Source organism: Cystobacter fuscus DSM 2262 (assembly GCF_000335475.2).
Classification (GTDB): domain Bacteria; phylum Myxococcota; class Myxococcia; order Myxococcales; family Myxococcaceae; genus Cystobacter; species Cystobacter fuscus.
On the sequence record NZ_ANAH02000001.1, the window covers coordinates 559,106 to 581,934 of the forward strand.

The following is a 22,829-nucleotide window of genomic DNA, read 5'->3' on the forward strand; positions in this document are numbered from 1 at the left end:
CATCCCCCCTGGGGACGTGCTAACCCTGGCCGTCGACACATGCCCCGCATGCACATCGCCATCCTGTACAACCGAGACCATGAGCAGTTGGAGGACGACCCGGGTCGGGAGGCGCGAGCAGACGTGATGCGAGTGGCCTCCGCGCTCTCCGAGGCCCTCACCCAAGATGGAACCCAGGTCGAGCTCGTTCCCGTCACGGGCTCCCGGCTGGAGTTCGTGGACGTGCTCGCCCGGATGCAGCCCGACCTGGTCATCAACCTCTGCGAGTCCGTGGCGGCGGACAGTCGGGCGGAAACCATCATCCCCTGCCTGCTGGACATGCTGGGGCTGCCCTACACGGGCGCATCCGCGCTCTCGCTCACCCTCGCCCTGCACAAGGACAAGGCCAAGGAGCTGCTCAAGGCGCGCGGCGTCTCCACCCCGGGCTTCGCGCGGGTGGACCGGCTCGAGGACCTGGACGCGGTGACCCTGCCCTTCCCGCTCATCGTCAAGCCGGCGCGCGAGGATGCCAGCGTGGGCATCACGAGCGACTCGGTGGTGCACGACCGGGAGGGCCTGCGCCGCGCGGTGGACGCGGTGCTGCGCACCTTCCAGCAGCCCGCGCTCGTCGAGCAGTTCATCGCCGGCCGCGAAATCTACGTGCCACTGCTGGGCAACTCGCCCCGCCGGGCCCTGCCCCTGTCGGAGATCCGCTTCGGCCAGCTCTTCGCCGACCGGCCCAACATCGTCACCTACGCGGGCAAGTGGGAGACCGGCTCGCCCGAGTACGTGAACACCCCCTCCGGCCCCTGTCTGCTGACGGACACCGTCCTGGAGGCGCGGCTCGTCCAGACGGCGATGGACGCCTTCGCCGCGCTGGAGGGCCGGGACTATGGACGCGTGGACATGCGCGTCACCCCCGAGGGCGTGCCCTACGTCATCGACATCAACCCCAACTGCGATCTCCACCCGGAGGCGGGCTTCGCCAAGGCCGCGCGCTCGGCCGGAATCGACTACCGCACCCTCGCCCGGCAGCTCGTGGCGATCGCCCTCGAGAGACACCATGGACATCCGACCGCTCGCAGAAAAGGACCGGGAGCCCCTCGCCTCCCTGATTCATCGAATCGAAACCTTCTCCCAGGACGAGCAGGTGTGCGCCATCGAGCTCGTCGATCTCGCGCTTCAGCCGAATAACCCCGACTACAAGATCCTCGTCGCGGACCGGGACGGCACGCTCGTGGGCTACGTGTGCTACGGCCCCACGCCGATGACGGAGGGCACGTACGACCTGTACTGGATCGCCTCGGACCCCGAGGTGCGGGGCCAGGGCGTGGGCGCCTCGCTGGTGTCGGGCATGGAGGCGGACCTGCGCCGCCGGACGGCCCGCATCATCCGCGTGGAGACGAGCGCCACGGAGGCCTACGGTCCCACCCGCGGCTTCTACGCCTCCATGAAGTACATGGAGGAGGCGCGCATCCGCGACTTCTACAAGGTCGGCGACGACCTCATCATCCTCACCAAGCGGGTCTGAGCCGCACCACGCGCCAGGCCCGCGCGCCGGAGCCGCGCGCGTGACTTCCCTCAAGACCTTCCTCCCCCTGAGCGCCGCCGTCCTGGGTCTGGCGCTCGTGCAGTGCAAGAAGCAGGACGCCGCGCCCGCGGCTCCTCCTCCGGTCCAGGCGCAGCGGGCCCCCGAGTCCGCCGCCCCGCCCCAGCAGGCGCCCGCCGCCGTCTCCGACGTGGTGAAGGCGAAGCGGCCCGCGGGGGGCGAGTACCTGGGGCTGTACCTCGTGGACAAGAAGGTGGGCTACGTCTTCAACGACCTGGGCCTCATCCCGGGCCGGGCGGACCGGGTGCGTGCCATCAATGAGTTGCACTTCAAGGCGCAGGTGGGGGCGCGGCTGTCCGAGCGCGTCCACCGCGAGGAGCGCATCTACGAGGCCCACCCCGGCGGCCGGCTGGTGGCCTTCACCATCGAGCAGCGTGGGGATGGCGGCACGCAGACGCTGGTGGGCAGCGCCACGCCCACGGGGATCAGCGTGGTGCGCAAGCGTCCGGGGATGCAGGACGAGACGGTGAACCTGCCGGCCACGTCGGAGGTGGTGGAGGACGCGGACCAGGTGCGCGTGGCGCTGCTGCGCCGGACGAACCTGAGCGGGGCGGTGCTGGATGGGATGGACCTGGGCACCTACAAGCTCGCCACCACGGTGCAGCCCTCCGAGGAGCGGCTCATCAGCGGCGTCAAGGTGAAGGTGGGCCGGGCCGTCAGCGTCTCGGACAAGGAGAAGGTGCCGGTGACGGCCTGGGTGGCCGAGGAGGATGGGCGGCTCTTGGAGATGGAGTACGGCCAGACGATGAAGGCGCGCGCCGAGCCCGAGGCGGTGGCCAAGCGACTGGATCTGGTGGAAGTGTTCGGCCTCACGCGCGTCGTGCTGCCCAAGGCGCTGCCCGAGTCGGCGCACGCGATTCCCGGCGAGGTGAAGCTGGTGATGGAGAACCTGCCGGAGAAGTTCCAGCAGGACAGCTACCGGCAGAAGTACCAGCGCGAGAAGGACGGGCGCGTCCTGGTGACGCTGTCCGCGAGGCCCCCCGAGCCCAAGGTGCTCAAGCCCCGGCCGCTCGCGGACCCCGAGGGCGGGGAGAACCTCAAGACGTCCATCATCATCGAGAGCGACAACCCGCGCATCGTCGAGCAGTCACGGATGCTGGTGGGGGGAGAGAAGGACGCCTACGCGGCGGCGAAGAAGATCGTCGAGTGGGTGGCGAGCACGCTGCAGAAGGACTACGGGTCGAGCGCGGACCGGGCCACGGACGTGCTGCGCCAGCGCAAGGGTGACTGCACGGAGCACTCGCTGCTGACGGTGTCGCTGCTGCGCGCGGCGGGCATTCCGGCCCGGCGGGTGGATGGCGTCATCTACATGGTGAACGCGGATGGAGTTCCGGCGCTCTACTGGCACGAGTGGGTGGAGGCCTTCGTGGGCGAGTGGACCCAGATGGATCCGACCTTCAACCAGGTAGTGGCGGACGCCACGCACTTCGGCGTGGGGCGGGAGGGCAACGCGGAGATCACCCCCCTCATCGGCTCGCTCAAGGTGCTTGAGGTGAAGTAGGGCCGCGAGCCGGATGGCAAGCGCTCGCCTTAGCGCGAGCGGTTTCAATTCGAGGCAGCGAGCCACCACACAGAACAGAAGGCGGTGGGAATCGACCCCCCAAACAAGGCGATGGAAAACCCCAGGCAGGACATGCTGTTACCCACTATCTCCTTGATTCGCCTCGGGTTCATCATCCCGTCCCGTCCCACGCCATGCCCCCTGTATGCCGCCTCCAACCACCTTGGAGGGGCACACTGGGGGCATATTCGGCTCACCAGCATGAAGCCGCTCACGGACGCGAGCGGCCAGAGTCCTCTGCTATCCTAATGTTCACGAGAAGTCCGTTGGAACTTGGCAGTAGCATGTGCCCCAATGAGAGGCGACTGAGAGGGAGCAAGTGGGAGCGCGCGAGTGGGAGTAGTGGTGGAGGTGGCCTGAGGGGGCAGTGCTGTACGAGATGGTGAGGGACAATCTCGCCGCGCTTCCACCTTAGACTTATACGCTATTCCGGCACTCACTCACTGGTTCTGGAAAATCGTTCCCATGTAGGCTTGCATCAACTGGAGTTCTGACTGGCTCACGCGATTTGCACCTAAGTCTAGAGGGTTCAATGGAGGAAGTTCTCAAAAACATCAAGGAGAGCATAGCGCTTGCCGACTACATAGAGCGAGCATGGCGCTGGCTCACTCAGATAAAAGACTGGAACAGCTGGCAAGGGTGGCTTGCCCGAATCTTAATCGTGGCTGTATTTTTTGGATCTTGCCTCTGGCTACTGAGGAAAGGGTTAGAGTGGCTTATCGCCATTCAAGAAGACTGGAAGAAGGCCGGCCTGCCTGTTGCAATGAGCAATGAGCAGCGCGCCGCCATTCGAAGGCGTCGCCAATTTTGCAAGGTCCTTCGCAGTGATCTTGACACTCTCAACAAAGCCGAGAACTGGAATGACCAATTCTTTGCAGATCTCGAAGCAGAGGTCGAAGCGCAAGGATGGTATTATGCCTCCCGCTTCGACAAGCTCATTCGTCGCAGAGCATTCGGACTTAGGCGGGTGAGATCATTGTTCCAAGCTCTTGAAACCAGCACAGAGCAAGCCTTATTGCTTGTTGGCGAACCAGGGAGTGGGAAAAGCGTAGCGCTACGGCATCTTGCCTATCAAGTCGCAGATCGCGGCGCAAAGTCATCGGACTTGAAGGCAAAAATCCCTCTCTATGTAAACCTCAAAGAGTTGCCCCATCCCCCAGCGACCGGGCCCACCGCAGATTGGATACGTAAATTTGTAATTGACAACGTGCGGCGAGGGGATGCAGATACCGCTGACTATATTAAAGAGCATTGGGATGCGCACCTTCGCGATGGCCTATGGCTCTTCTTGTTCGACTCGTTCGATGAGATTCCCGAGGTAATGCATGCTCCCGCAGGAAGCACCAGCATACAGCAGTACGCAGAAGCGATTCGGCAATTTCTGGCAAATATGAGCGACTGTCGAAGCATTCTCGCCTCACGGGAGTTCAAGGGCCCCGAATCGCTCCCTTGGCAAAAATTTCGCATCCTTCCACTCAGTGTTGAGCGGCAAAACGAACTCATTGAGAAAAGTTTTCTTTCGTCAGATCATAAAAAAATTATTCGCACACGCCTTGCTGAAAGCAACAGTAATCTAAACCAGAGCCCCTTATTTCTCGCCTTGCTTTGCCGCCATATCAAGCAGGAAGGACGCGCACCAACAAATGACCATGATTTACTTGCCAAACACATCAATCGACTGGCCGAGCGCGATCCAGAATACATTAAAAACAAACACGGGCTCACACCTCAGCAACTCCTAGATGGAGCCACCGAACTCGCGGTTCTCTTTGCGACAGATTCGCAACTAAGCCTTGCACCAACATACGATCAAATAGCGGCAGCACTGCCACCAGATTCGCTCACGCACCAACGACTCGACTCCCTGCTTTCTGCATTGATTGATGTCAAGATTGGGCGAAGCGACGTGCAAGAGTCCAAACCTGGGGACAGGCGTTTTACTTTCTCGCACAGGCGCTATCAAGAAACGCTATTTGTGCGTCATCTATCTATTAACCCACAATTTATTTCTGCAATAGATCTTCTTGTCGACAAGAGATGGCGCGAATACACCGTGGCCCTCTTGCAAAGCGCGGAAAATGCTACGATTGAGCCGATTCTCGAAACTGCCACACAGATTCTTGCCCTTCTTGAGCAAAAGCAGCAATCAGTCGCTGTGCTGCCCGGCTTTGGCGATGAATTAAGCTACCACGCCTGGAGCGAATCAGAATATCAGTTATTGGGTATTCTTCAGGAAGGGCTTGGCAAGCGCCCAGAACTCGTCCCGCCGTCGCTTACTGCAGCCGTTGAAAGATTTCTCGCACATCGTTGGTCCACGGGGGACTTGTTGGACCGAATGTTGGTTATTCGATATGGCGGGCTGCTGCCTGCGGCGCGTCTGTCTGACTATCTGACATTCGCAGTGGAGCTAAAGATCTCGGTCATGCAAGAAATTGCGCTTCGCCGTGTTATGTTTTTCCCCAGCATATCCGACAAATTGGCAAAGTGGATTCGCAAAGAACTCAGTGAGCAAGCGCTCTGGGCGTGGACCGTCCAGAGGCAATTGCGACTACAAGCCTTAGCAGCACGACTTCCCACCGAAGTTGGGGCCGACAAAGTAGTCCGAAGAGGTGCATGGCTGCGGGCAACCCTTCCTTCCGCACTACTAGTACGGCTAATACGCACTTTTCCAAAACCAATAAAAGGCAAAACAACATCTGCAAATGATTCAACTGAAACAAAGCGCTATGCCGAACCCCATGAAGTCAAAAGTTCAGACTTCATAGTCTTTGCCACCCAATTTTACTTGCTGTCAATATTTCTTTCCGTCTTAAGATATACAACAAACCAGTGGTGGTTTGGGGCTGCCTGGGTGGTATTCACTCTGTTCTCGATAGCGCTGATTAACTATCTCTTCTGCGAGATCGTCGACGGAAAGGCTCGTGATTACATTGCAGCGCTATCTGAATCGCGGACGAGACTGGTATTGACGGGCATGTACTTCCTGGGTGGATTTGGTGCTGTTTATTATGGCGGTAAAGGTACCGTATGGGGTTCAGTGGTCCCCTTATCTGCCATGATGTTCTGGGGTGGCACTTCGATATGGGAGTGGCTGTCTCAGACCAAGCGGCGAAGAAACCAACAGAGGCGTCTGAATCAATTTTTAGCACAATCCATATTGCCACCGTCCTTTGTGCTTCAGGCACGGTCGCTTGACGAGTTGTGTTGTTGGATGGTTGATGCAAGGCAGCCTGTGGCGCATAGCGTGGAGTTTTCGCGTTCACTCTCTCGCGCTTTATTGCATGGCACTGAGCAGGCAGTTGGCCCAAAGGCCGGACCGCCACTAATCGACTATCTAGCGTCCTGCGAATACAAAACGTCAGGATTGCTTCCTCCCCGGATTGGTGTTGCCATGAGTATCATCCATGGGTTTGGATTATGAAGAGATTACTCCCTCATGTAGGGGCAGAGCCAAAGCTAGAAAGGCGAGCCGGACCGGTGTCAAACGACTCGTGAGGGAAGAGGTGTCGATACGAGTCCTTTGACCCCTTCTCATGGGACATTGAGGGTTGATGGCGCAGGGAGCGTCACGCTGCCGTCTTCAGCCGGCCCGCCACGTCCTGCAGCACCTGTCCGCTCCGCGTGAGGAACTCCGCGATCGTCTCCAACTGCGGGACGCTGTAGGCCGAGAGTTCCTCCCCCATGCAGCGCGCCGGGTAGGGTGTCAGACGACTCGTAAGGGAGGAGTTGTCGGACCAGGTCCCTTGACCCCCTCCCGGATCACAGGGCAGGCGCCGAAAAGTCGGCCGACGCACGGGGACCTCATGGTACAAAACCTACAGCATGCGAACGGCGTCGACCCCTCAGCGGCTCTTGGCGATGAGCCTCGGCCTTCTGCTTTTTTCTTGTAGTACGCTCCAGACTTCGAGCCCCGCCCCTACGAGCGTCCAAGAACTTTCTCGCTGGGTGCTCGTCATCAAGGAGACGCCAGAGGGACAGGTCACCCATGCATGGGAGCCATTTAGCAATTTCGATCTGTCAAAGTACCCGAACCGAGCGAGCAGCAGTACCGCTGATGCCCTCGTTGTCCGAACTGCCTGGACTCGCAGTTGCGAGGACGAGCTTGATACCTGCAAGAACATTTGCATGAAGTCGCTCAGGGGCCGGAATTGGAGCCACGCGAGTCGGGGCTCGAAGGATGGAATATGTCGCGACAGGTGCAGGCCCGCTTACAATGACTGTTGTCGGCTCCGCGAACTGGCCGAAACCCTGAAATTTCCGGCTACGGACAAAGCAGTCGATTGGTTGAAGCAGCACCACGAAGAACTCTTGGCTGGCACCGTGGTCGTCATTGCCGGGGTGGTGTTCGTCGCGGTTGTCGTGGGAAGCGGAGGAACCGCTCTGGTCCTCGTTCCAGCGGTCCTGCTCGTGTCGTCGGATGTTCCTTCCGAACCCCAAATCGCGGCGGTGCAGCCATGACGTCCTCCACCCTTCTTTCCGACTCACACGAGGTGATTGGGATGCTCTGGAGCGATGCGCAGTCACCCGAACAGACGCGCCTTCTGGGGCTCGCGCGAGATGCCATCCACTTCGTTTTCGCTACGGGACAGCGGTATCAATTCTCAGACTTCCGCGAAGCCCTCTCGTCTGATACCCACCCTGCCGCGACCGTCGGCCCGCCTCCAGATGGCTCCGCGAGCATCGAGGAGCGCATGGACGGAGCGGCTGGCTTCTTCACGAAGCTTCGCGACGAGGCCGATTCCTCCGAGGAGAAGAAGCGTCTCCAGGTCTTTCTCGATGCATTCCACTTCATCGCCTTGACCGGTCAGACCGGCGCTTTCGGGGAGTACCTCGAGCACGTCGAGGCGGGTGCACCTCCTTATGCTATTGCCTCTTTCGATACGAGAGAGGAGGCGGAAGCCTGGCTTGGAAATCACCCCAATCCTCCCGATTTCGCCAACGTGCTGATCGCGAACGGCTATCACGATGTGTTCCATGACCGTGAAACGAACGTCCGCCGCCTGCTGCGCAACCGCGGTCTCGAGTACTACCTCGCGGAGCTCGCACAAGAGGAGCCTCCCGTCGCCGCCGCGTCTTTCGCCAGCCTTGAAGAAGCAGAGGCCTGGCTGACGGCACAACCCGAGCCAGCCAGATGGGCGTGGGTGTCCATCGCAGGTGAGCCCTACCTCGCGGTGTATCATCCCAACATCGGCCACCGCGCCCTCTACCCACTTTCCATGGCCAAGGGATACGAGCTGCCACCCGATGCACCGCAGGGGAGTGCGTGAAAGGCGTCGATGACGTCGAAGAGACGCGCCTGCGGGGTGCTGGCGCGTCCACTTCTCACGTACGCCGATACGAGTCCTCTGATCCCCTTGGAACTCAGGGCTGCACGGAGCGCGGCAAGGGCTCCGGCTTCTTCACGGGGATGAAGCACTTGCCCTGGTACTCGGCCGTGTTTCGCGGACAGGGCGCATCCAGCTTGTGTTGGATCCAGCATCCCCCCCGGATTTCCGTCTCCGTCCCTTCGAGACACGGCGGCTTGCGCTGTTCCTTGAAGGGCGCCTCCGGCATCGGATAGGCGATGACCGCCAGAGCGAGGTCTTGTCCATCCGCGAAGAACGCAGACTCGCCGGGCGTGTCATCCGCCCGCCCGGGCTCGGGCGCGTGAGGCCCGAGTAACGACCAGACACCGAGGCCCACCACGAGCACGGCAACCCCAGCGGCGGCGAGCCACGTCCTGGAAGGACCCACCCGGCACACACGCGAGTCCCTGGACCCCAGGCCGAGCGCGGGCCCGCTGGCGAGGTGGGCGTCTACCTCGTCATCATCCTCCACGCGCTTGAACGCGGCCGTCATCAGGACCAGGAGGTTGGTCAGCTCCGACGTACGCACCGAGGCGGGCGCCTGTTCCACGTCCACCGTCACCGAGTCCCGCTCCGAATCGTAGATGAGACTCATCCGACAATCGCCCCCGGGTTGCCACTCCACGTCATCTCTCGGAATGAGCGTCAGGGCCGGAGTGCCCGTGGCCACGTTCCGCGCTTCATGGAGGCGCCCCAGGCGGGCATCCACCTCGTAGCACCTGCCCAGTTCGAAGGGCCCCGGTCCACCGACCTTCCCGCTCTTATCGTCCGCCATGGTGAGGCTCCTGCGTAGAGACTCACAGGGGACCGGATTTGACCCCTCAAGTCAAGGAGGACCAGGAGCCCTCTGCGGTCAGTCCAACGGGGTTTCCTCACCGGACTGCGGACCCGGAGCGGGTGTCGTTGGACCAGGAGTCAAACGACTCGTAGGGGGAGAAGTGTCGATATAAGACCTTTGACACCTTCTCAGGGACACCTTCTCAGGATGCTTGCTGTACTAGCGGTGGGGATGATCAAGCTGAAAACCATCGTTTTGAGGCTCGTTCCTCTGTGGCTCGGCGCCTGCGCGACCATGGTCGTCGGCGGCATCCCACCGAGTTCGTTCGAGTTTCACCCCACGGTTCCTGTCGGCGGCGGGCTGCCGGGGGGATGGATGGTGGCCCAGGTGGTCATCCAGCTGGGGAGTGCTTCTCCATCGGACCCTCGAGCGGTCTGGTGCGACATTGAAGTAGGCCTTCCGCAGGTGAACCACTTGGGCCCGGTTTCCAATGAGGCGGCTCAGGTCACATGTGCCGCGGCAGCCGATCAAGCCGCCCGCATCGTCTTGCAGCAGAAACTGGCGGTGTCCGCTCTTATCTGCAAGCGATTCCAGGAGAGAATGGAGGCACTCATCAGTCAATCGATCCCAGGAGTCCGCGTCACCAAGATCCAGACAGCCGGGCTCCAACCCAGACGATTCCCAGATGGGGATGACTTCGGCCTGCTCGGATGGCCCGCGAGCCGTAGGCTGTCCTCCATCAACAGATAATGACAGGGGAGCCACTTTCTTGATGCCACTCACAGCTGCTGAACTCACCGACCTGGTCCACCGCTTCTACCCGAGGAATGTCTACACCACGGATGCGCGGTATGAATCACAGGCGGAAGCTGTCGAACTGCGCGCCTTCAGGAAGGCAGCCCAAGAAGACAGCAGCGCATGGACTACACTGCTGCAACGCATCCGCCAGGAACTGCCAGAATGCAGTCTCTGGGAACTTCCCTTTTTGATCTACGATCCCTGTCGCTGTGTTCGAGTATCGCTCGCGGGCTCACCGGTAGGAGCACCCGAACAGAAGGCCGTGGTGCTACTCGCCAGCATCCTCGCGCCCGTGCACCACATCTACGCTTCCTGGCAACAAGTCGAAAACCATCGAGTCATCAAGCAGCAACTCTGGCATCCGCCGCTTCCTCCCGAGTACCAAACACTTGAGACCCGGTTGAACTCGCTGGCGCAGTCCGTGCTGGGGACGTCCACACTGCCCAACGAGGTTCTCTTCACACCAGTTTCAGACGTTCAAGTGGGAAACCTGGACCTGGGTCATGCCCAACTCATCCACTGCCTCTTCACGGATCGGCTCTGGTAGTTCACCCTCGTCAAGACACCGCTAGAGCACCGATCAGACTTCGATGAACCTGGGGCCACTCAGGCCCTCGTCTTCCAGTGCCCGTTTCACACGCTCGGAGACGATGAGGGCCACGGGCCAGCCCCATGGCCGGAAGATGTGGGCGTCCCCAACCTTCTCGGGGTCCACTTTCAGCCCGACCACGTTCCGGTAGTGGCCCACTCTCTCGGGCTCTCCATGACGGGGTTCCCAGAAGGAGAATTCTTCGCACCGAGCCTCATCCACGCACCGGATGAGGCGAAGGGTGTTGAGGACGAAGTAGGGATCGGGATGCTCTTCGACCCGTGCCGGAATGAGCTGTATCTGATGTTGGATTCCCAGTCGCTCACAAAGGGTGGCGAACCGACCATTGACCACCGCGAAATCGAGGCCCGTCTGGCTAAAATCCAGAGCACGTCCCCGACGGTATAAAGGGAGGACAAGCGGCGCCTCCCAATGGAGCGCCCTGCCTTGCAAGAAGTCCTGGGGGATGATTTCTCGCCCCTGATCATCCAGCGGGCTTTCCACATGCCAACGTCCCTCGAGGTGCACGTCGTCCATCAGGCGGAAGTACCTGGATTGAGGTCTCATGGTTGTTTCGTGAGGGGATTGTTGAGCCGCGACCCAGGCTTACAGATATCGCCCGCGATTTCATCGAGTGCTGCGTGGTGTTCAGGGCACTATGGCCACCGCCAGACGGCATTTACCGGAGCGGTTCGCAGGAGCTGGACGGTGCCGGACTTGGAGCCAGGCTGCCGGAGCATGCGCCCGTGAGGGCCGCCCAGGGCGATGCATACCGGGTACTCTTTGCCGTGAGGCAACACAGCGCGCGTGTAGCGGCCGATGACGGCCTCCCGGCCCAGGTCATCTGTCAGACCGGGGCCCGTCCACAGCCTCCCATACAGCAGCGTCCCCTCCACCAGCAGCCCTTCCCCGGTCGTGACGCGGCCGACGATGGGACCCTCCTCGTAGGTTCCGTAGTCGCCCCCCTCTACGGGCTGGGTGACGTCAATGAGGGCGTTAGTAAAGCTGCCCTCGCGCATCCCAAGTTCCTTGAACATGGCCGTAGTGGCGTCCACCGGGCAGTTCGCCGACTCGGGCCGCACCTGGGCCCCGGGGCACCCCATGCCACTAGCGGCGCACAGCCATGCGGCGAGAACACTCGAGAGCGAGGAGCTACGAGGGGCGGCAACAGGGTGGGTGGAGTCGGGCACGGGCGGGGTTCCTCTCTGGGCTGTGGCGGACGCACCAGGCGCCGCGGGTGAGGGCTCGAGCAGCGCTCGTCCGATGAGCAGGCCGATGGCACCCACCAAGAGGACGCAGGCCAAGGCGATGAGGAGCCACGCCCTCCGAGGGCTGCTCACCGGGGGGCCGGCCTTCTCTCCTGGGGGCACATCCTGCGGCTGCGCTACTTCGGGTGCTGTCTGCGGCTGCGCTACTTCGGGTTCTTCCTGCGGCTGCGCTACTTCGGGTGCTGTCTGCGGCTGCGCTACTTCGGGTTCTTCCTGCGGCTGCTCAGCGCTCAGATCCTGATCGAGCGGCGCCTCTGCCAGGCTCTCCTCCGGGTCGGTGAGTGGAACCTTCCAGGCGGGGGATGCCCTTTCCTTTTCGGCGGCCTCATCCAGCGCCTGGAGCAGCGCCTGGGTGTTGGGGTAACGATCCTCGGGCTTCTTCTCCAGCAGCTTCAGGGCGATGTTGCTGAGGGAGCGCGGCGCCCTCGGGTTGAGGAGGTGGGGTGCGGCGGGGACAACGGTCGCGATGGCCGCCACCAACTCCCTGTCCGGCAGCTCCGGGTCGAAAGGGTGCCGATCCGTGAGGCCTTGGTAAAGCAACACCCCCAGGGCGTACAGGTCCACGGGCGCGCCTCCTTGGAAGGGCTCGCCCCGCTTCCATGCCTCGGTGCGCGTGTAGGCCAGGAGCTCGGGTGGCAGCAGGTGCAGCACACCTTCGGGCAGACCCATCGTTTTCGTGAGGGCTCCGGGCAGGCGCACGGTGCCAAAATCAATGAGATAGGGTCTGCCGTCCGCCCGGCGGATGAGGAGGTTCTCCGCCTTCAAGTCCCGGTGGTACACGCCGCGCTGGTGCAGCGCGTCTACGGTGCGCACCACGTCGCCGAAAGTGTCCACGAGCTTGCCGGCATGAGGGTTCTTCCTCCAGCGCCACTCGTGCCAGTCGTCTCCGTCCACGTAGTCGGTGACGATGAAGGGGTAGCCCACGCGTGGGTCGGGCCAGAAGTCCACCGCGAAGGCACGCAGGAGGTTGGGGTGGGAGGAGTAGGTGAAAAGGGCTGCCGCCTCACGCGCCATCTGCCGGTAGGCGCTCTTCTCCTCTACGTACTTTTCCTCCGAGAGGTCCTTCCGAGAAGTGTTCTTCCGAGAGGTAGAGAGGGGGCGCAACCCCATCTTCAGGGAGTAGAAAACCCCCTCCCGCTCGACCTTGAAGACGCGGGAGGAGCCTCCCCGGCCCAGCACCTGGACGATGCGCCAGGGGCCTACCGTGTCGCCAGCCCTGAGGTGGTCTGGGTGCAGAGCCTCTGCGGTCATGGACGGCCTTCCTAGAGTTCCACTGCGCCAATGACAAGGTGCCGCCCGCCGCCCTTTTCTCGCAGCTCGAGGTGGAGCACCTCCCCGGCCGCCCAGTAGGGCACCTCCGTCTCCGCCACCACCAAGCCGACGTCTCCTGGGGCGAGCTGCGGCCTGTCCATGCGGACGGAGCCCCCCCTTACTGGAGTCCCGTCCGCCCTGGTGAGCCGAGCCTCCCCGGGCGTCCACGGCTGCTGTCCGGGCAGGTTGTGCACCCGGACGGCGGCCAGCGCCCAGGTGCCTGCCCGGTACCCAGTGCCGTCCTCCAGCTTCATGCCAGCTTGGACTTGGGAGCTCGGAGCGATGGAGATGGGCCGCGCTCGGACGCCCTTTCGCTCCAACCGCCCCGACAGCACCAGGCTGGCGGGCCCGCCGGCTTCGCACTGGGCGAGTTCCACCTCCAGCACATCCAGGGAGCGTTGCATGCGTGCAACGTCCACCCGGGTGTCCACCACCGTGGGGTGGGAGACGAGCGCGAAGACGGCGAAGGCGGGGGAGACGCCGTCCTTGTAGCGCACCCGCACGCCCAGCCGCTCTCCGTCCCCTGGGGGAACGAGAGGCTCGAGAAAGAGGGTGCGCTCGCCCACGTCCACCAACCGGAAGCGCGTCCGCTGCCCCTCTACCTCTACCGAGACCCTGTCGATGGGCGCATTGAAGACGAGGGTGGTAGCGATGCCGGCCGCCACCTTCACCTCCGGCACCGGCTCGTCAGGGCTGCTGGGGACGACGACTTGTCGCTCCTGACGCTCGCGGGCCGGAGGCTGGGGCTGTTGCGCGGCCGCAGCGCTCCCCATCAAGAAGAGAGCGAGTGGAAGCAACGGTAGGAGTCGTGCCAGAGTGTAGTACCTCCGGAGTCTACCCTAGCAAATGTGGTGCAGCGCCAGAGCCGAAAGCGCGGGGGGGGGCATTGATGCACCCCTGTGGCGTTCCCGCCCGCAGAAGGTGTCGAAGAACTCGTTGAACTCGTCACACCGTGCGCTGGAGGCGCTCACGCGCCTCGAGCCACGCGCGGGGAATGGACTCGCGGCCCGCGCTCAGCGCGACGAGGGACCCCACGATGGCGCAGGTGGTATCGCAATCTCCCTGTCCGGCCACCGTGCTCCAGAGCGCCGCCTCGTAGTCCTCCAGGTGCCGGGCCGTGCACCACACGCAGAAGGGCACGGTGTCCTGGGCGAGCACGCGCCGGCCACTGCCCAGGGCGCGCGCCGCGGACGTGGGAGTGGCCTCGAGCGGCCACTGCCGGGCCTTCTCCAAGCCCTCGCGTGTCTCCCCGGGTGGAGTGTGCTCGAGCACGGCGTCGAAGAGCTCTCGCGCGGGCCCGCGCTGCTCTCGCCAGCGGTGCGCCCAGGCCGCCGCCACGGCGATGGTGATGGCGCCCGCCTGGCCCTCGGGGTGGAAGTGCGTCACCTGGGCCGACAGCCGGGCCTCGGCGACGCAGCGCTCCAGCTCCGTGGCGAACCGCTCGGCGCCATCGGTGGAGGAGGGAGAGGTCATGTCCCCTCTTTACCCCAGCACCCCACCCTCTCCAGGGTCCTCATGCTTCCTCTACGTGCTCGTCTACAAGCGGAAGGCGAGCTTGCCCACCATCTTGCCGGAGGAGACGGTCCGGTGCGCCTCGGCGAGCGCGGCGGGCTCCAGCACGCCCGCGTCCACCGTCAGGGTCGAGGTGAGCACGCCCTCGTCCAACAAGTCGGCCACTCGGTCGAGGATGGCCTGCTGGCTGGCCATGTCCGGCGTCTTGTACATCGACTTCGTGAACATGAGCTCCCACGAGAAGCTCGCCCTCTTGCCGAAGAGCTTCCCCATCGGCAGCGGTTGCTCGGGCTCCACGATGGACACGATGCGTCCTCCTGGCGCGATCAGCTCCGCCATCGTCTCGAAGTGCGCATCCGTGCCGACGCAGCAGAAGATGGCGTCCACGTTCTTCAGGCCGAGCGCCGAGAGCTGGGCGGGTAGGTTCTCGCGGTGGTTCACCACGTGGTCCGCGCCCATCTTCTTCACCCAGTCCCGGGTGGTGTCGCGCGAGGCCGTGCCGATGACGGTCATCTTCGTCAGCCGCTTCGCCAGTTGCACGACGAGCGAGCCGACGCCGCCGGCCGCGCCGATGACGAGGAGGGTCTTGCCCTGCTCGACCCGGAGCTGCTCGTACAGACCCTCCCAGGCCGTGAGCGCCGTGAGGGGGATGCTCGCGGCGTGGAGGTGGTCCAGCTTGCGCGGCTTGTGGCCGACGATGCGCTCGTCCACCACGTGCAGCGACGCGTTCGTGCCCTCCCGGGTGAGGTCACCGGCGTAGAAGACCTCGTCGCCCTCGCGGAAGCGCTTCACCTCCGAGCCCCGAGCGACGACGACGCCCGAGGCATCCCAGCCGAGGCTCTTGCCCGGCCGCTTCGCGCGCACCTTGGTGTCGACGGGATTGACGGAGACGGCCTTGACCTCGACCAGGAGATCATACGGGCCGGGCTGGGGGACTTCTCGCTCCACGAACTCGAACCGGCTCGTATCGGTGGGGCTGACGACGAGGGCTTTCTGGGTCTGGGTGGGGGCCATGGTGGCGCTCTCCTCGGAAGAAGGTGGAAACCGAGGCCGGCGCCTCGATGACCCGGAACTTGCGTTGTTCCTGGCAAATGAAAAAGGCTTCCCCAGGACGAGCACTCTTGCCGGGGATTCACGAATGCTGGAGCACCGCGAGGCCATCACCGGAATGTCCATCCTGGTCGCCGTCGTCGACGCGGGCTCGCTCAGCGCCGCCGCGGCGAAGCTGGGCATGACGTCTTCAGCGGTGAGCAAGCAGGTCTCGCGGCTCGAAGCCCGGCTCGGGATAAGGCTGCTGCAGCGCACCACGCGCCGCATGCAGCTCACCGAGGCCGGTGCGCGCTACTGCGAGCGGGCCCGCTCCATCCTGGAGTCCATCGAATCCGTCGAGCGCGAGGCGGAGAGCGTCCAGGACACCCCGCACGGCACGCTGCGCATCACCGCGCCGACGGTGCTCGGCCAGGTCCAGGTGATGCCGGTGGTGCTCGCCTTCCAGCGGGCACATCCGGCCGTGAAGGTCCACGTCGAGTTCTCGGATCGCAGGATCGATCTCATCGAGGAGGGCGTCGACGTGGCCATCCGCATGACGGCCCAGCCGCCGCCTGCCTTCGTGGCTCGCAGGCTCGGTGATGACCGGCGCGTGCTCTGCGCCAGCCCCGACTACCTCGCCCGAGCGGGCCGCCCCCGCCGGCCTGGCGAGCTGTCGAACCATGAATGCATCGTGTTCGTCGCGGGTCAGCCCGTGGAGACGTGGCACCTGCGCGCCACGCAGGACGCCGAGCACACCACGCCCATTCGCGTCTCGGGCCGGTTGCACGTCAACAACACCCACGCCCTGCGACAGGCCGCGCTCGCGGGCCTCGGGCTCGCCGATCTGCCCCGCTACCTCGTCGAGGAGGACCTCGCGGCCGGACGGCTCGAGGCCGTCCTCGAGCGCTTCATGCCGGTGGCGCGCGGGGTGTTCGCCATCTATGCGCCCGCGCCCTACGTCCCGGCCAAGGTGCGCCGCTTCGTCGAGATGGTGGAAAAGACCTTCCGAGACGGCGTTGCCGAGGGGCGAACCTCGTAAGACCGCCACTCCCCCGGGAGCCACGAGCACCCTCTCGGGGGGGAGGCGAGCACCTTCTGCGCCATGTCCGAGTTCCTGTATCTTCCTCGAACATGGACACCAAGATCGATCGCGAGCCAGAGGACAAGGTCGAGCCCACGCTCAAGCTCAAGTTCTACAGCCACGCGACGCTGGAGTGCCGAGACATCCAGCGCACGCGGCGATTCTTCAAGGAGTTCCTCGGCTTCGAGACCGTCCAGATGTCGGACAAATCGTTCTGGGCCCGGCTCGGCGGCGATCAGATCATCGTGATCGTGCAGGGTCCGCCTCGCGCGAAGGAGGAGATGCCCTTCCTCAACCACAATGGGCTCGACGTCGAGAACGAGGCCGCCGTCGACGACGCCTACGAGGTGGTGAAGCGCGACGCGGAGAAGTGGGGCCTGAAGAAGATCACGAAGCCGGTCGTCCAGCACGGGACCTATTGCTTCTACTTCTGGGACATGGACGACAACTCCTGGGAAATCCTCTCCAATCCACCGGGCGGTTACTCCTGGGGCTTCGCGCGTGGAGACCAGGAAGGTGCGGGTCACATGAGCCGCACGTTCAAGCGCCCGGACTCGACCCTGGGCAAGGGAAAGTAGCCCGCGGTGGGAGCGGCGGCGTGTAGCGCCTACCGGCGCACGCCTCGTCCCGAGAGGACGTCCGCCAGCGCCTCGGCGATGGGCAGCCCCGGGTAGCGCGTGAGCCACATGAACTCGCCCGAGGGGTTCACCTCGAGGAAGACGTGGCGTCCCTCGGGGGTGACGATGAAGTCGAACGCGCCATAGTTGAGCCCCAGCGCGTCCATCAGCTTCAGCACGCGGGTGTGCACTGGCTCGGGCAGTGTGTAGGGCTGCCACGCGGCGAGGAGCGCCACGCCCTCCCGGCGCCAGTCCTCGCGAGCCCTGGGCAGCGCCTGCGAGTCGATGGCCGCCGCCATCACCCGGTCTCCCACCACCGTCACCCGCAACTCCAGCGCCTTGGCCAGGCGCTCCTGGAAGGTCATCGGACACAGATCCAGCCCCTCCAGGTCCTCCAGCGCCTGCGCGCTCAGCGGCGTGGTGAAGACCACCTGCTCCTCGCCCTGGGCGTCGTAGACAGCGAAGGAAGACATCATCTTCGTCACCACACCGCCCGGGCAGCCCGCCGCGAAGGCCCGCACCGCCTCCGGGTCGTTGGTCATCAGCGTGCGGGGCACCTCCATTCCCAGGCCACGGGCCAGCGCGAGTTGCAGCGGCTTGTGCCCCGCCCGCCGCACCCGCTCCACCGCATCCAGCTGGAAGACGTCGAGCGCCGCCAGCATGCCGTACAGCAGGCGCCGGCTCTCCTCCATCGAGGGCCGGCGCAGCTGCGGCTCCATGTCCAGGGGAAGGTGCTGAGCCGTCGCGTTGCGGCGATACCAGACGGAGGAGACCTCGGCCAGTTCGAGCACCCCCTCCGGTCCGGAGAGCCGCCCCCTGGCCGCCTCGTCGAGCGAGAGCTGGAGGTGCGTGGGGAACAGGTCCGTGTCGAACCGGTACACGCGCTCGCCGCGCGCCTCCAGGGAGTGGGTGACCGCACGAACGGCTTCGTTGTCCCGGGTGTGCGTCACGATGAGAACAGCCATGGGCGCTCCTGAGAAAAGGGGCGAGTCGGGCACGAGCCGCCCTCCGCGGTGAGCACCTCGGCGAAGGCGGCGGCGATGGGCAGGTCCAGCTCATGCTCGAGCATTCCCCACTCACCCGCGGGGTTGACCTCGAGGAAGACGTGCCGTCCCTCGGGTGTGACGATGAAGTCCGCGGCGCCGTACACGAGCCCCAGGTCGGCGACCAGGCGCACCAGCCGGGTGGCCACCTCCACCGGCAACTCACCGCGCTCCCAGGGGCACTCGTCCGGCCCGGCCCGTCTCCAGTCCACCTGTCCCGTCACCGAGCGCGAGGCATCGATGGCGCCGACGAAGCAGTGTCCGCCCACCACGGCCACACGCAGCTCGCGGAGCTTGTCGAGGCGCTCCTGGAACACCATGGGGCAGTGGTGCAGTCCCTCGAGTTCCTCCAGATCCTCGGGGCCGATGGCGCTCGTGTAGACGAAGGGTTGCCCGCCGCGCATGGAGTGACTCAGGGGCGTCAGCATCTTGGCCACCATGTGGCCGTGGACGTGCGCGAAGAAGGCGCGCACCCGGGCCGCGTCGTTGGTCACCAGGGTGCGAGGTACCTCCAACCCCAGCGCGCGGGCCCGCCGGAGTTGGTGCAGCTTGTCCTGGGCAGCCCTGTCGGCGTGGAACGGGTTGACGAAGCGGCAGCCCGCCGCCTCCAGCCCATCGAGAAAGCCCTGGAGCGCGGCCTGGGACTCACGCAGGCAGCCCTCGCGCCAGCCAGGCTCCAGCGCCGCATCGGGCCGAGGTGGCAGCAGCCGGCGCAGCCACACCGAGCGGATCTGCTCGCCGCGCACCTCGCCTCCGGCCGTGCGAAGGGACACCTCGTCCCCGTCGCCCGCCAGCGCCGACGTCAGCTCCAGTTCCGCCGGGAAGGTCTCCGTGTCGAGGCGCAGGGCCCGTGCTCCCCGCCGCGACACCTCCTGCGCGATCCGGTCGACCGTGTAGTAGTCGTCGCTGTGGGTGAGGAGCAAGACGGTGTCGCGAGCGGAGAGCATGGGCGTCGGGGAGCCCTCGGAGAGGGCGATGGGGTTTCAGTAGGAGTCGTCCCAATCCGAGGGCCACTTCCTGGTGATGGACCCGTCGTCGTCCGAGTCCGAGGGGTACTTCAGGGTCTGCAGCGGAGCGCCACCGGCGGCCTTCTCGAGTTCCTGGGCCTCCAGCAGGCGAGCGAAGAACGGCCTCTTGCCCTTCTGCTGGGATGATTCCTGTTTGTCCTTCTTCATGACCAACCTCCATGCCACCCGTTGAGCAGGTGGTCACTGGAGTCAGAGTGCGGGGCGGTGAAATGTCACGGAGGACGAGCCACGGGCGCGGCCCCTTCGCCCGTCCGCTGGAGGTGGAGCCGTGCGCACCATTGCGCCCGGCCGCCGATGACTCGGAAAAGGCTCGCTACTGGAGGGGCACGGGGCGACGGACCACGAAGCGCGACGACTTGTACCATGAGCGGGAAGTTGCCTCCCCCCTCCTCGTGGAGCCCGTCTTGTCGAGCCGATCCCGCCCCGCTTCCACCTTGTTCGCCCTGGCCTTCCTGCTGTTGCTCGCGAGACGCGCCGAGGCGTTTGGTCCTCCGACCCACTCGGAGCCCGCGCTGAACACGCCGCCCTCGGCGCTCGAGGCGATCCGGGTGGACGAGAAGCTGGGAGCGCCCATCCCATTGGACACGGAGCTCATCGATGAGAGCGGTCAGCGCGTCACGCTCCGGCAAATGATGTCCCCGGATCGGCCCACGGTGCTCTCCCTGGCCTACTTCCGTTGCCCCCAGCTATGCAGTCTGGTGCTCAAGGGCCTCGTCAAGAGCTTGAGCGAGACCCAGCTCGAGCTGGGCAAGGACTACCATTCGATCACCCTCTCCATCGACCCGAGTGACACGCCCGAGGAGGCCTCGAAGTGGCGGGCGCGCTACCTCCAGCAGTTGGGTCAGCCCGGGCAGGCCCCGTGGCGGTTCCTCACCGGCACGCAGGAGCAGGTGAAGAAGGTGGCGGACGCGGTGGGCTTTGGCTACGCGTATGACAAATCCACCGACCAGTACGCACACGCGGCGGTGGTGATGGTCCTGTCGCCGCAAGGGACGGTCAGCCGCTATCTCTACGGCGTCGACTTCCCCGCCATGGACATGCGCCTGGCCATCAACGAGGCCGCTCAAGGCAAGGCGGGAATCACGCTCGAGCGGGTCATGCTCTCGTGCTTCAAGTACGATCCAGCGACGCGGCGCTACGGCTTCTACGTCTTCGGCTTCCTGCGGATGTGGTGGTTGGTGGGAATCGGCATGGCCGCGACCCTGGCGGTGCTGATTCGCAGGAACGCGCGCCAACGGTCCGCGTCGGGGAATGGCGCTTGATGGGCCTGGCCTCGGCGCGTGTCTGGCGGGCCGCGGGGCAGGCGCCGTGATTCCACGGCGATGTCGTCCACTGAACAGAGCAGCCGGATGCGCGCCGACCGGCCAGGGGATGGCGGCACTTTCGCCGGGGCTGTGAACTGGGTCACAGACACGAAGCGGGGGGAGCGAGCACTGTGTCGGTTGTCAGGGCCTGTTGACACGGAATGCCCTGTTCGAGGGGAAAAACATGTCAGGGGGAAACATGTCGTCCGACACGTCGCGCGAGCTGCATGATGAGGCCGTTCAACTCCCTTCCAGCGAGCAGCCGGGAGAGGTGCTCTTGGATTACGAGTACCTGGCGGAGGCGTGGGCCCAGCGGGGATGGCTGACACGCGCCATCGCCTTGTGCAAGGTCATCCTCCGGCTCGAGCCGGCTCATGAGCCGACGAGGCGACTGCTCGCGGAGTTGGATGCCCGGAAGGTGGAGCCCCTGGCTCCGCCGGGGCCCTCCGTGCAGATGCCCATGGAGCGGGAGCCATCCCTCGAGACGGACTGGAACGAGGGAGGAACTTCGCAGCCCATCTCCCTGCTCTCGCGGCTCGGCGAGCAGGAGTTCCTCTCGGTCATGGAGTCGCTGGAACTGCGGGAATTCCACGCCGGGGAGACCATCGTCGAGGAAGGCGAGCCGGGCGATTCCATGTTCGCCATCGTGCAGGGGAGCGTGGAGGTGGTGCGGACGCTGAAATCGGGGCGTCGGCGCACGGTCGCCTTCATGAGCGAGGGCGACTTCTTCGGGGAGATGTCCATCCTCTCCGGCGTGCCGAGGCTCGCGAGCGTCAAGGCCTTCGAGCGCACGGCGGTCCTGGAACTGTCCCGCGAGCGGCTGGAACAGATCATCCAGCGCTACCCCTCCGTGGCGGAGATGCTGAGGGCCTATCACCACGAGCACCTGCTGAGTGACGTGCTCCGTGGCAATCCGCTCTTCCGGATCCTCCCGCCCGAGCGCAGGGCGGCCCTGTCCCGTGAATTCCAGCTCCGCGCCAGGGCGAAGGGAGCCACCCTGCTCGAACAGGGCAAGCCGGTGGATGCCCTGTACTTGCTGCTGCGGGGCCGGTGCCAGGTGCTGCACCAGCACCCGGACGGCGGCGAGAAGCTCCTGCGAACGATGGAGGAAGGCGACATCTTCGGGGAGATCTCCCTGATGCTCGGCCTGACAGCCACCGCCACCGTGCGCGCGGAGACGACCTGCCTGCTGCTGCGACTGGACTGGGGAAGCTGCGACCGGTTCCTCATGGATCAGCCCGGAATGTGCGACGCGCTCTCGCGGATGAGCAACGAGCGCATCCTGTACTCCTCCGAGCTGTTCCTGGAGCCCGCGGCGCACGGAGAGGCACCTCCGAGCGCCTGAGATGGGAGCGAGCCTCGACCCTCGCTCAAGCGGAGGCCCGGAGCATCCCCAGAAGGCGCCTGGCTTGCTCCTGGACCTCGGGAGTCCCGAGCTCCAGGGCCATCAGCAGCCAACGGGCTTCGTCATGTCGGCGGCTGCGCAGCTCCAGGATGGCCTCCTTGTAAATCTTGCGCGTAGGGTCCAGCTCCTCTCCCACCATCAGCAAGCAGGGGGCGCCGGACAGGGGCGCGAGCCGCGCGGCCTCCTGGAAACGGGTGACCGCCGTGGCCCAATCCTGCTCTTGGAGGTGGGGCTGGAAACGGGTTCGTGAATGCCGTCGAAGTTACTGGGCGGGCCAGGAGCCCGGCATGCGGGAGGGGGTCTGCTGGGCGACCCCTGCCTCGAGATCGCGCAGCTGGATGCCCAGCTCGCCGATGAGATCAGCGGCTTGCGCAACGTTGCTGGATGCCACCCCAGGGCTCGGCATCGAGTTGGCGCGCTTGCGAAGGGGCTCCCGCTGCGTGGTGGTGGGAGCTGATCCGGTCGAATTACGACGGACGGGCGGCTGCTGAATCCTGGTCATGACTCTCCCATGGCGTGCACGCGGCTGCGGCGACCGGCGAGTCATGTAGCGTGGCGCATACGACTGGGGC

The 22,829-nt window shown here is 64.6% G+C and carries 22 protein-coding genes; 12 read left to right on the top strand and 10 right to left on the bottom strand.

The genetic code is table 11. The features are described from left to right. Nucleotides 1-39: 39 nt before the first annotated feature. The 6 genes from D187_RS02135 to D187_RS02145 all read left to right on the top strand — a co-directional run bounded on the left by D187_RS02135 (nt 40) and on the right by D187_RS02145 (nt 8,416). The gene (locus D187_RS02135) at nt 40-1,173 is read left to right on the top strand and encodes a D-alanine--D-alanine ligase family protein (protein WP_245591582.1); all 1,134 of its coding nucleotides are present in this window, start codon (nt 40-42) and stop codon (nt 1,171-1,173) included. Beyond that, on the top strand, nt 1,130-1,510 hold the full coding sequence (locus D187_RS51865) for a GNAT family N-acetyltransferase (RefSeq protein WP_002623166.1): 381 nt from the start codon (nt 1,130-1,132) through the stop codon (nt 1,508-1,510). The genes D187_RS02135 and D187_RS51865 overlap by 44 nt, the downstream gene beginning before the upstream one ends. Before the next feature lie 40 nt (nt 1,511-1,550). Then, nucleotides 1,551-3,089: a transglutaminase-like domain-containing protein gene (locus tag D187_RS02140; RefSeq protein ID WP_002623165.1), complete on the top strand. Its 1,539-nt coding sequence runs from the start codon at nt 1,551-1,553 to the stop codon at nt 3,087-3,089. A 592-nt stretch (nt 3,090-3,681) separates the two neighbouring features. Continuing rightward, entirely contained in the window at nt 3,682-6,570 is a 2,889-nt protein-coding gene (locus D187_RS53600; protein ID WP_002623164.1) for an NACHT domain-containing protein, read from the top strand. 863 nt (nt 6,571-7,433) lie between these two features. Beyond that, entirely contained in the window at nt 7,434-7,607 is a 174-nt protein-coding gene (locus D187_RS51875; RefSeq protein WP_245591583.1) for a hypothetical protein, read from the top strand. Then, nucleotides 7,604-8,416, top strand: a complete 813-nt coding sequence (locus tag D187_RS02145) for a hypothetical protein (RefSeq protein WP_002623162.1) — start codon at nt 7,604-7,606, stop codon at nt 8,414-8,416. The genes D187_RS51875 and D187_RS02145 overlap by 4 nt, the downstream gene beginning before the upstream one ends. A gap of 94 nt (nt 8,417-8,510) precedes the next feature. Here the strand turns inward: D187_RS02145 and D187_RS49305 are convergent, their stop codons facing one another. Further along, entirely contained in the window at nt 8,511-9,269 is a 759-nt protein-coding gene (locus tag D187_RS49305) for a hypothetical protein (protein WP_051256171.1), read from the bottom strand. Nucleotides 9,270-9,503: 234 nt separating this feature from the next. Between D187_RS49305 and D187_RS02155 the strand changes: the two genes are divergently transcribed. Together D187_RS02155 and D187_RS54610 are read left to right on the top strand one after the other, a co-directional pair. Then, a complete protein-coding gene (locus D187_RS02155; RefSeq protein WP_043427786.1) occupies nt 9,504-10,022 on the top strand; it encodes a hypothetical protein in 519 nt (172 codons plus the stop codon). A gap of 19 nt (nt 10,023-10,041) precedes the next feature. Beyond that, nucleotides 10,042-10,617 carry a hypothetical protein gene (locus D187_RS54610; protein WP_155893114.1) on the top strand — a complete coding sequence of 192 codons (576 nt, stop codon included), beginning with the start codon at nt 10,042-10,044 and terminating at the stop codon, nt 10,615-10,617. Between the two features lie 33 nt (nt 10,618-10,650). Here D187_RS54610 and D187_RS02160 read toward each other — a convergent pair whose 3' ends face one another. From D187_RS02160 to D187_RS02180, 5 genes are all read right to left on the bottom strand, one after another. After that, nucleotides 10,651-11,196 (bottom strand): imm11 family protein, encoded by a 546-nt coding sequence (locus D187_RS02160; protein ID WP_211241432.1) that lies wholly within the window; start codon nt 11,194-11,196, stop codon nt 10,651-10,653. A gap of 119 nt (nt 11,197-11,315) precedes the next feature. After that, nucleotides 11,316-13,178 (bottom strand): serine/threonine protein kinase, encoded by a 1,863-nt coding sequence (locus D187_RS02165; protein WP_002623147.1) that lies wholly within the window; start codon nt 13,176-13,178, stop codon nt 11,316-11,318. A gap of 11 nt (nt 13,179-13,189) precedes the next feature. Then, on the bottom strand, nt 13,190-14,035 hold the full coding sequence (locus tag D187_RS02170) for a DUF2381 family protein (protein ID WP_051256172.1): 846 nt from the start codon (nt 14,033-14,035) through the stop codon (nt 13,190-13,192). Between the two features lie 148 nt (nt 14,036-14,183). Further along, entirely contained in the window at nt 14,184-14,711 is a 528-nt protein-coding gene (locus D187_RS02175; protein WP_002623142.1) for an ADP-ribosylglycohydrolase family protein, read from the bottom strand. A gap of 63 nt (nt 14,712-14,774) precedes the next feature. Next, nucleotides 14,775-15,764 carry a zinc-binding alcohol dehydrogenase family protein gene (locus D187_RS02180; protein WP_002623140.1) on the bottom strand — a complete coding sequence of 330 codons (990 nt, stop codon included), beginning with the start codon at nt 15,762-15,764 and terminating at the stop codon, nt 14,775-14,777. 124 nt (nt 15,765-15,888) lie between these two features. Here D187_RS02180 and D187_RS02185 point away from each other — a divergent pair, with 124 nt between their 5' ends. Beyond that, complete coding sequence (locus D187_RS02185) at nt 15,889-16,818, top strand: LysR family transcriptional regulator (RefSeq protein ID WP_020917732.1); 930 nt, start codon at nt 15,889-15,891, stop codon at nt 16,816-16,818. A gap of 92 nt (nt 16,819-16,910) precedes the next feature. Beyond that, complete coding sequence (locus tag D187_RS02190; RefSeq protein ID WP_002623137.1) at nt 16,911-17,438, top strand: VOC family protein; 528 nt, start codon at nt 16,911-16,913, stop codon at nt 17,436-17,438. A 29-nt stretch (nt 17,439-17,467) separates the two neighbouring features. Here the strand turns inward: D187_RS02190 and D187_RS02195 are convergent, their stop codons facing one another. From D187_RS02195 to D187_RS02205, 3 genes are read right to left on the bottom strand one after another with little or no spacing between them, the layout of a single operon-like run. After that, nucleotides 17,468-18,442 carry an MvdC/MvdD family ATP grasp protein gene (locus tag D187_RS02195; RefSeq protein WP_002623136.1) on the bottom strand — a complete coding sequence of 325 codons (975 nt, stop codon included), beginning with the start codon at nt 18,440-18,442 and terminating at the stop codon, nt 17,468-17,470. After that, nucleotides 18,424-19,467 carry an MvdC/MvdD family ATP grasp protein gene (locus D187_RS02200; protein ID WP_002623135.1) on the bottom strand — a complete coding sequence of 348 codons (1,044 nt, stop codon included), beginning with the start codon at nt 19,465-19,467 and terminating at the stop codon, nt 18,424-18,426. The genes D187_RS02195 and D187_RS02200 overlap by 19 nt, the downstream gene beginning before the upstream one ends. 36 nt (nt 19,468-19,503) lie before the next feature. After that, nucleotides 19,504-19,695, bottom strand: a complete 192-nt coding sequence (locus D187_RS02205) for a microviridin/marinostatin family tricyclic proteinase inhibitor (RefSeq protein ID WP_002623134.1) — start codon at nt 19,693-19,695, stop codon at nt 19,504-19,506. Between the two features lie 257 nt (nt 19,696-19,952). On the opposite strand from D187_RS02205, the gene D187_RS02210 reads away from it, so the two are divergent. Both D187_RS02210 and D187_RS02215 read left to right on the top strand, forming a co-directional pair. Continuing rightward, entirely contained in the window at nt 19,953-20,810 is an 858-nt protein-coding gene (locus D187_RS02210) for an SCO family protein (protein WP_155893115.1), read from the top strand. A 241-nt stretch (nt 20,811-21,051) separates the two neighbouring features. Beyond that, nucleotides 21,052-22,197, top strand: coding sequence for a cyclic nucleotide-binding domain-containing protein (locus tag D187_RS02215; protein WP_002623132.1), 1,146 nt, complete (start codon nt 21,052-21,054; stop codon nt 22,195-22,197). Nucleotides 22,198-22,519: 322 nt separating this feature from the next. On the opposite strand, the gene D187_RS58640 is transcribed toward D187_RS02215, so the two are convergent. Then, a complete protein-coding gene (locus D187_RS58640) occupies nt 22,520-22,648 on the bottom strand; it encodes a hypothetical protein (protein WP_002623130.1) in 129 nt (42 codons plus the stop codon). Nucleotides 22,649-22,829 lie beyond the last annotated feature (181 nt).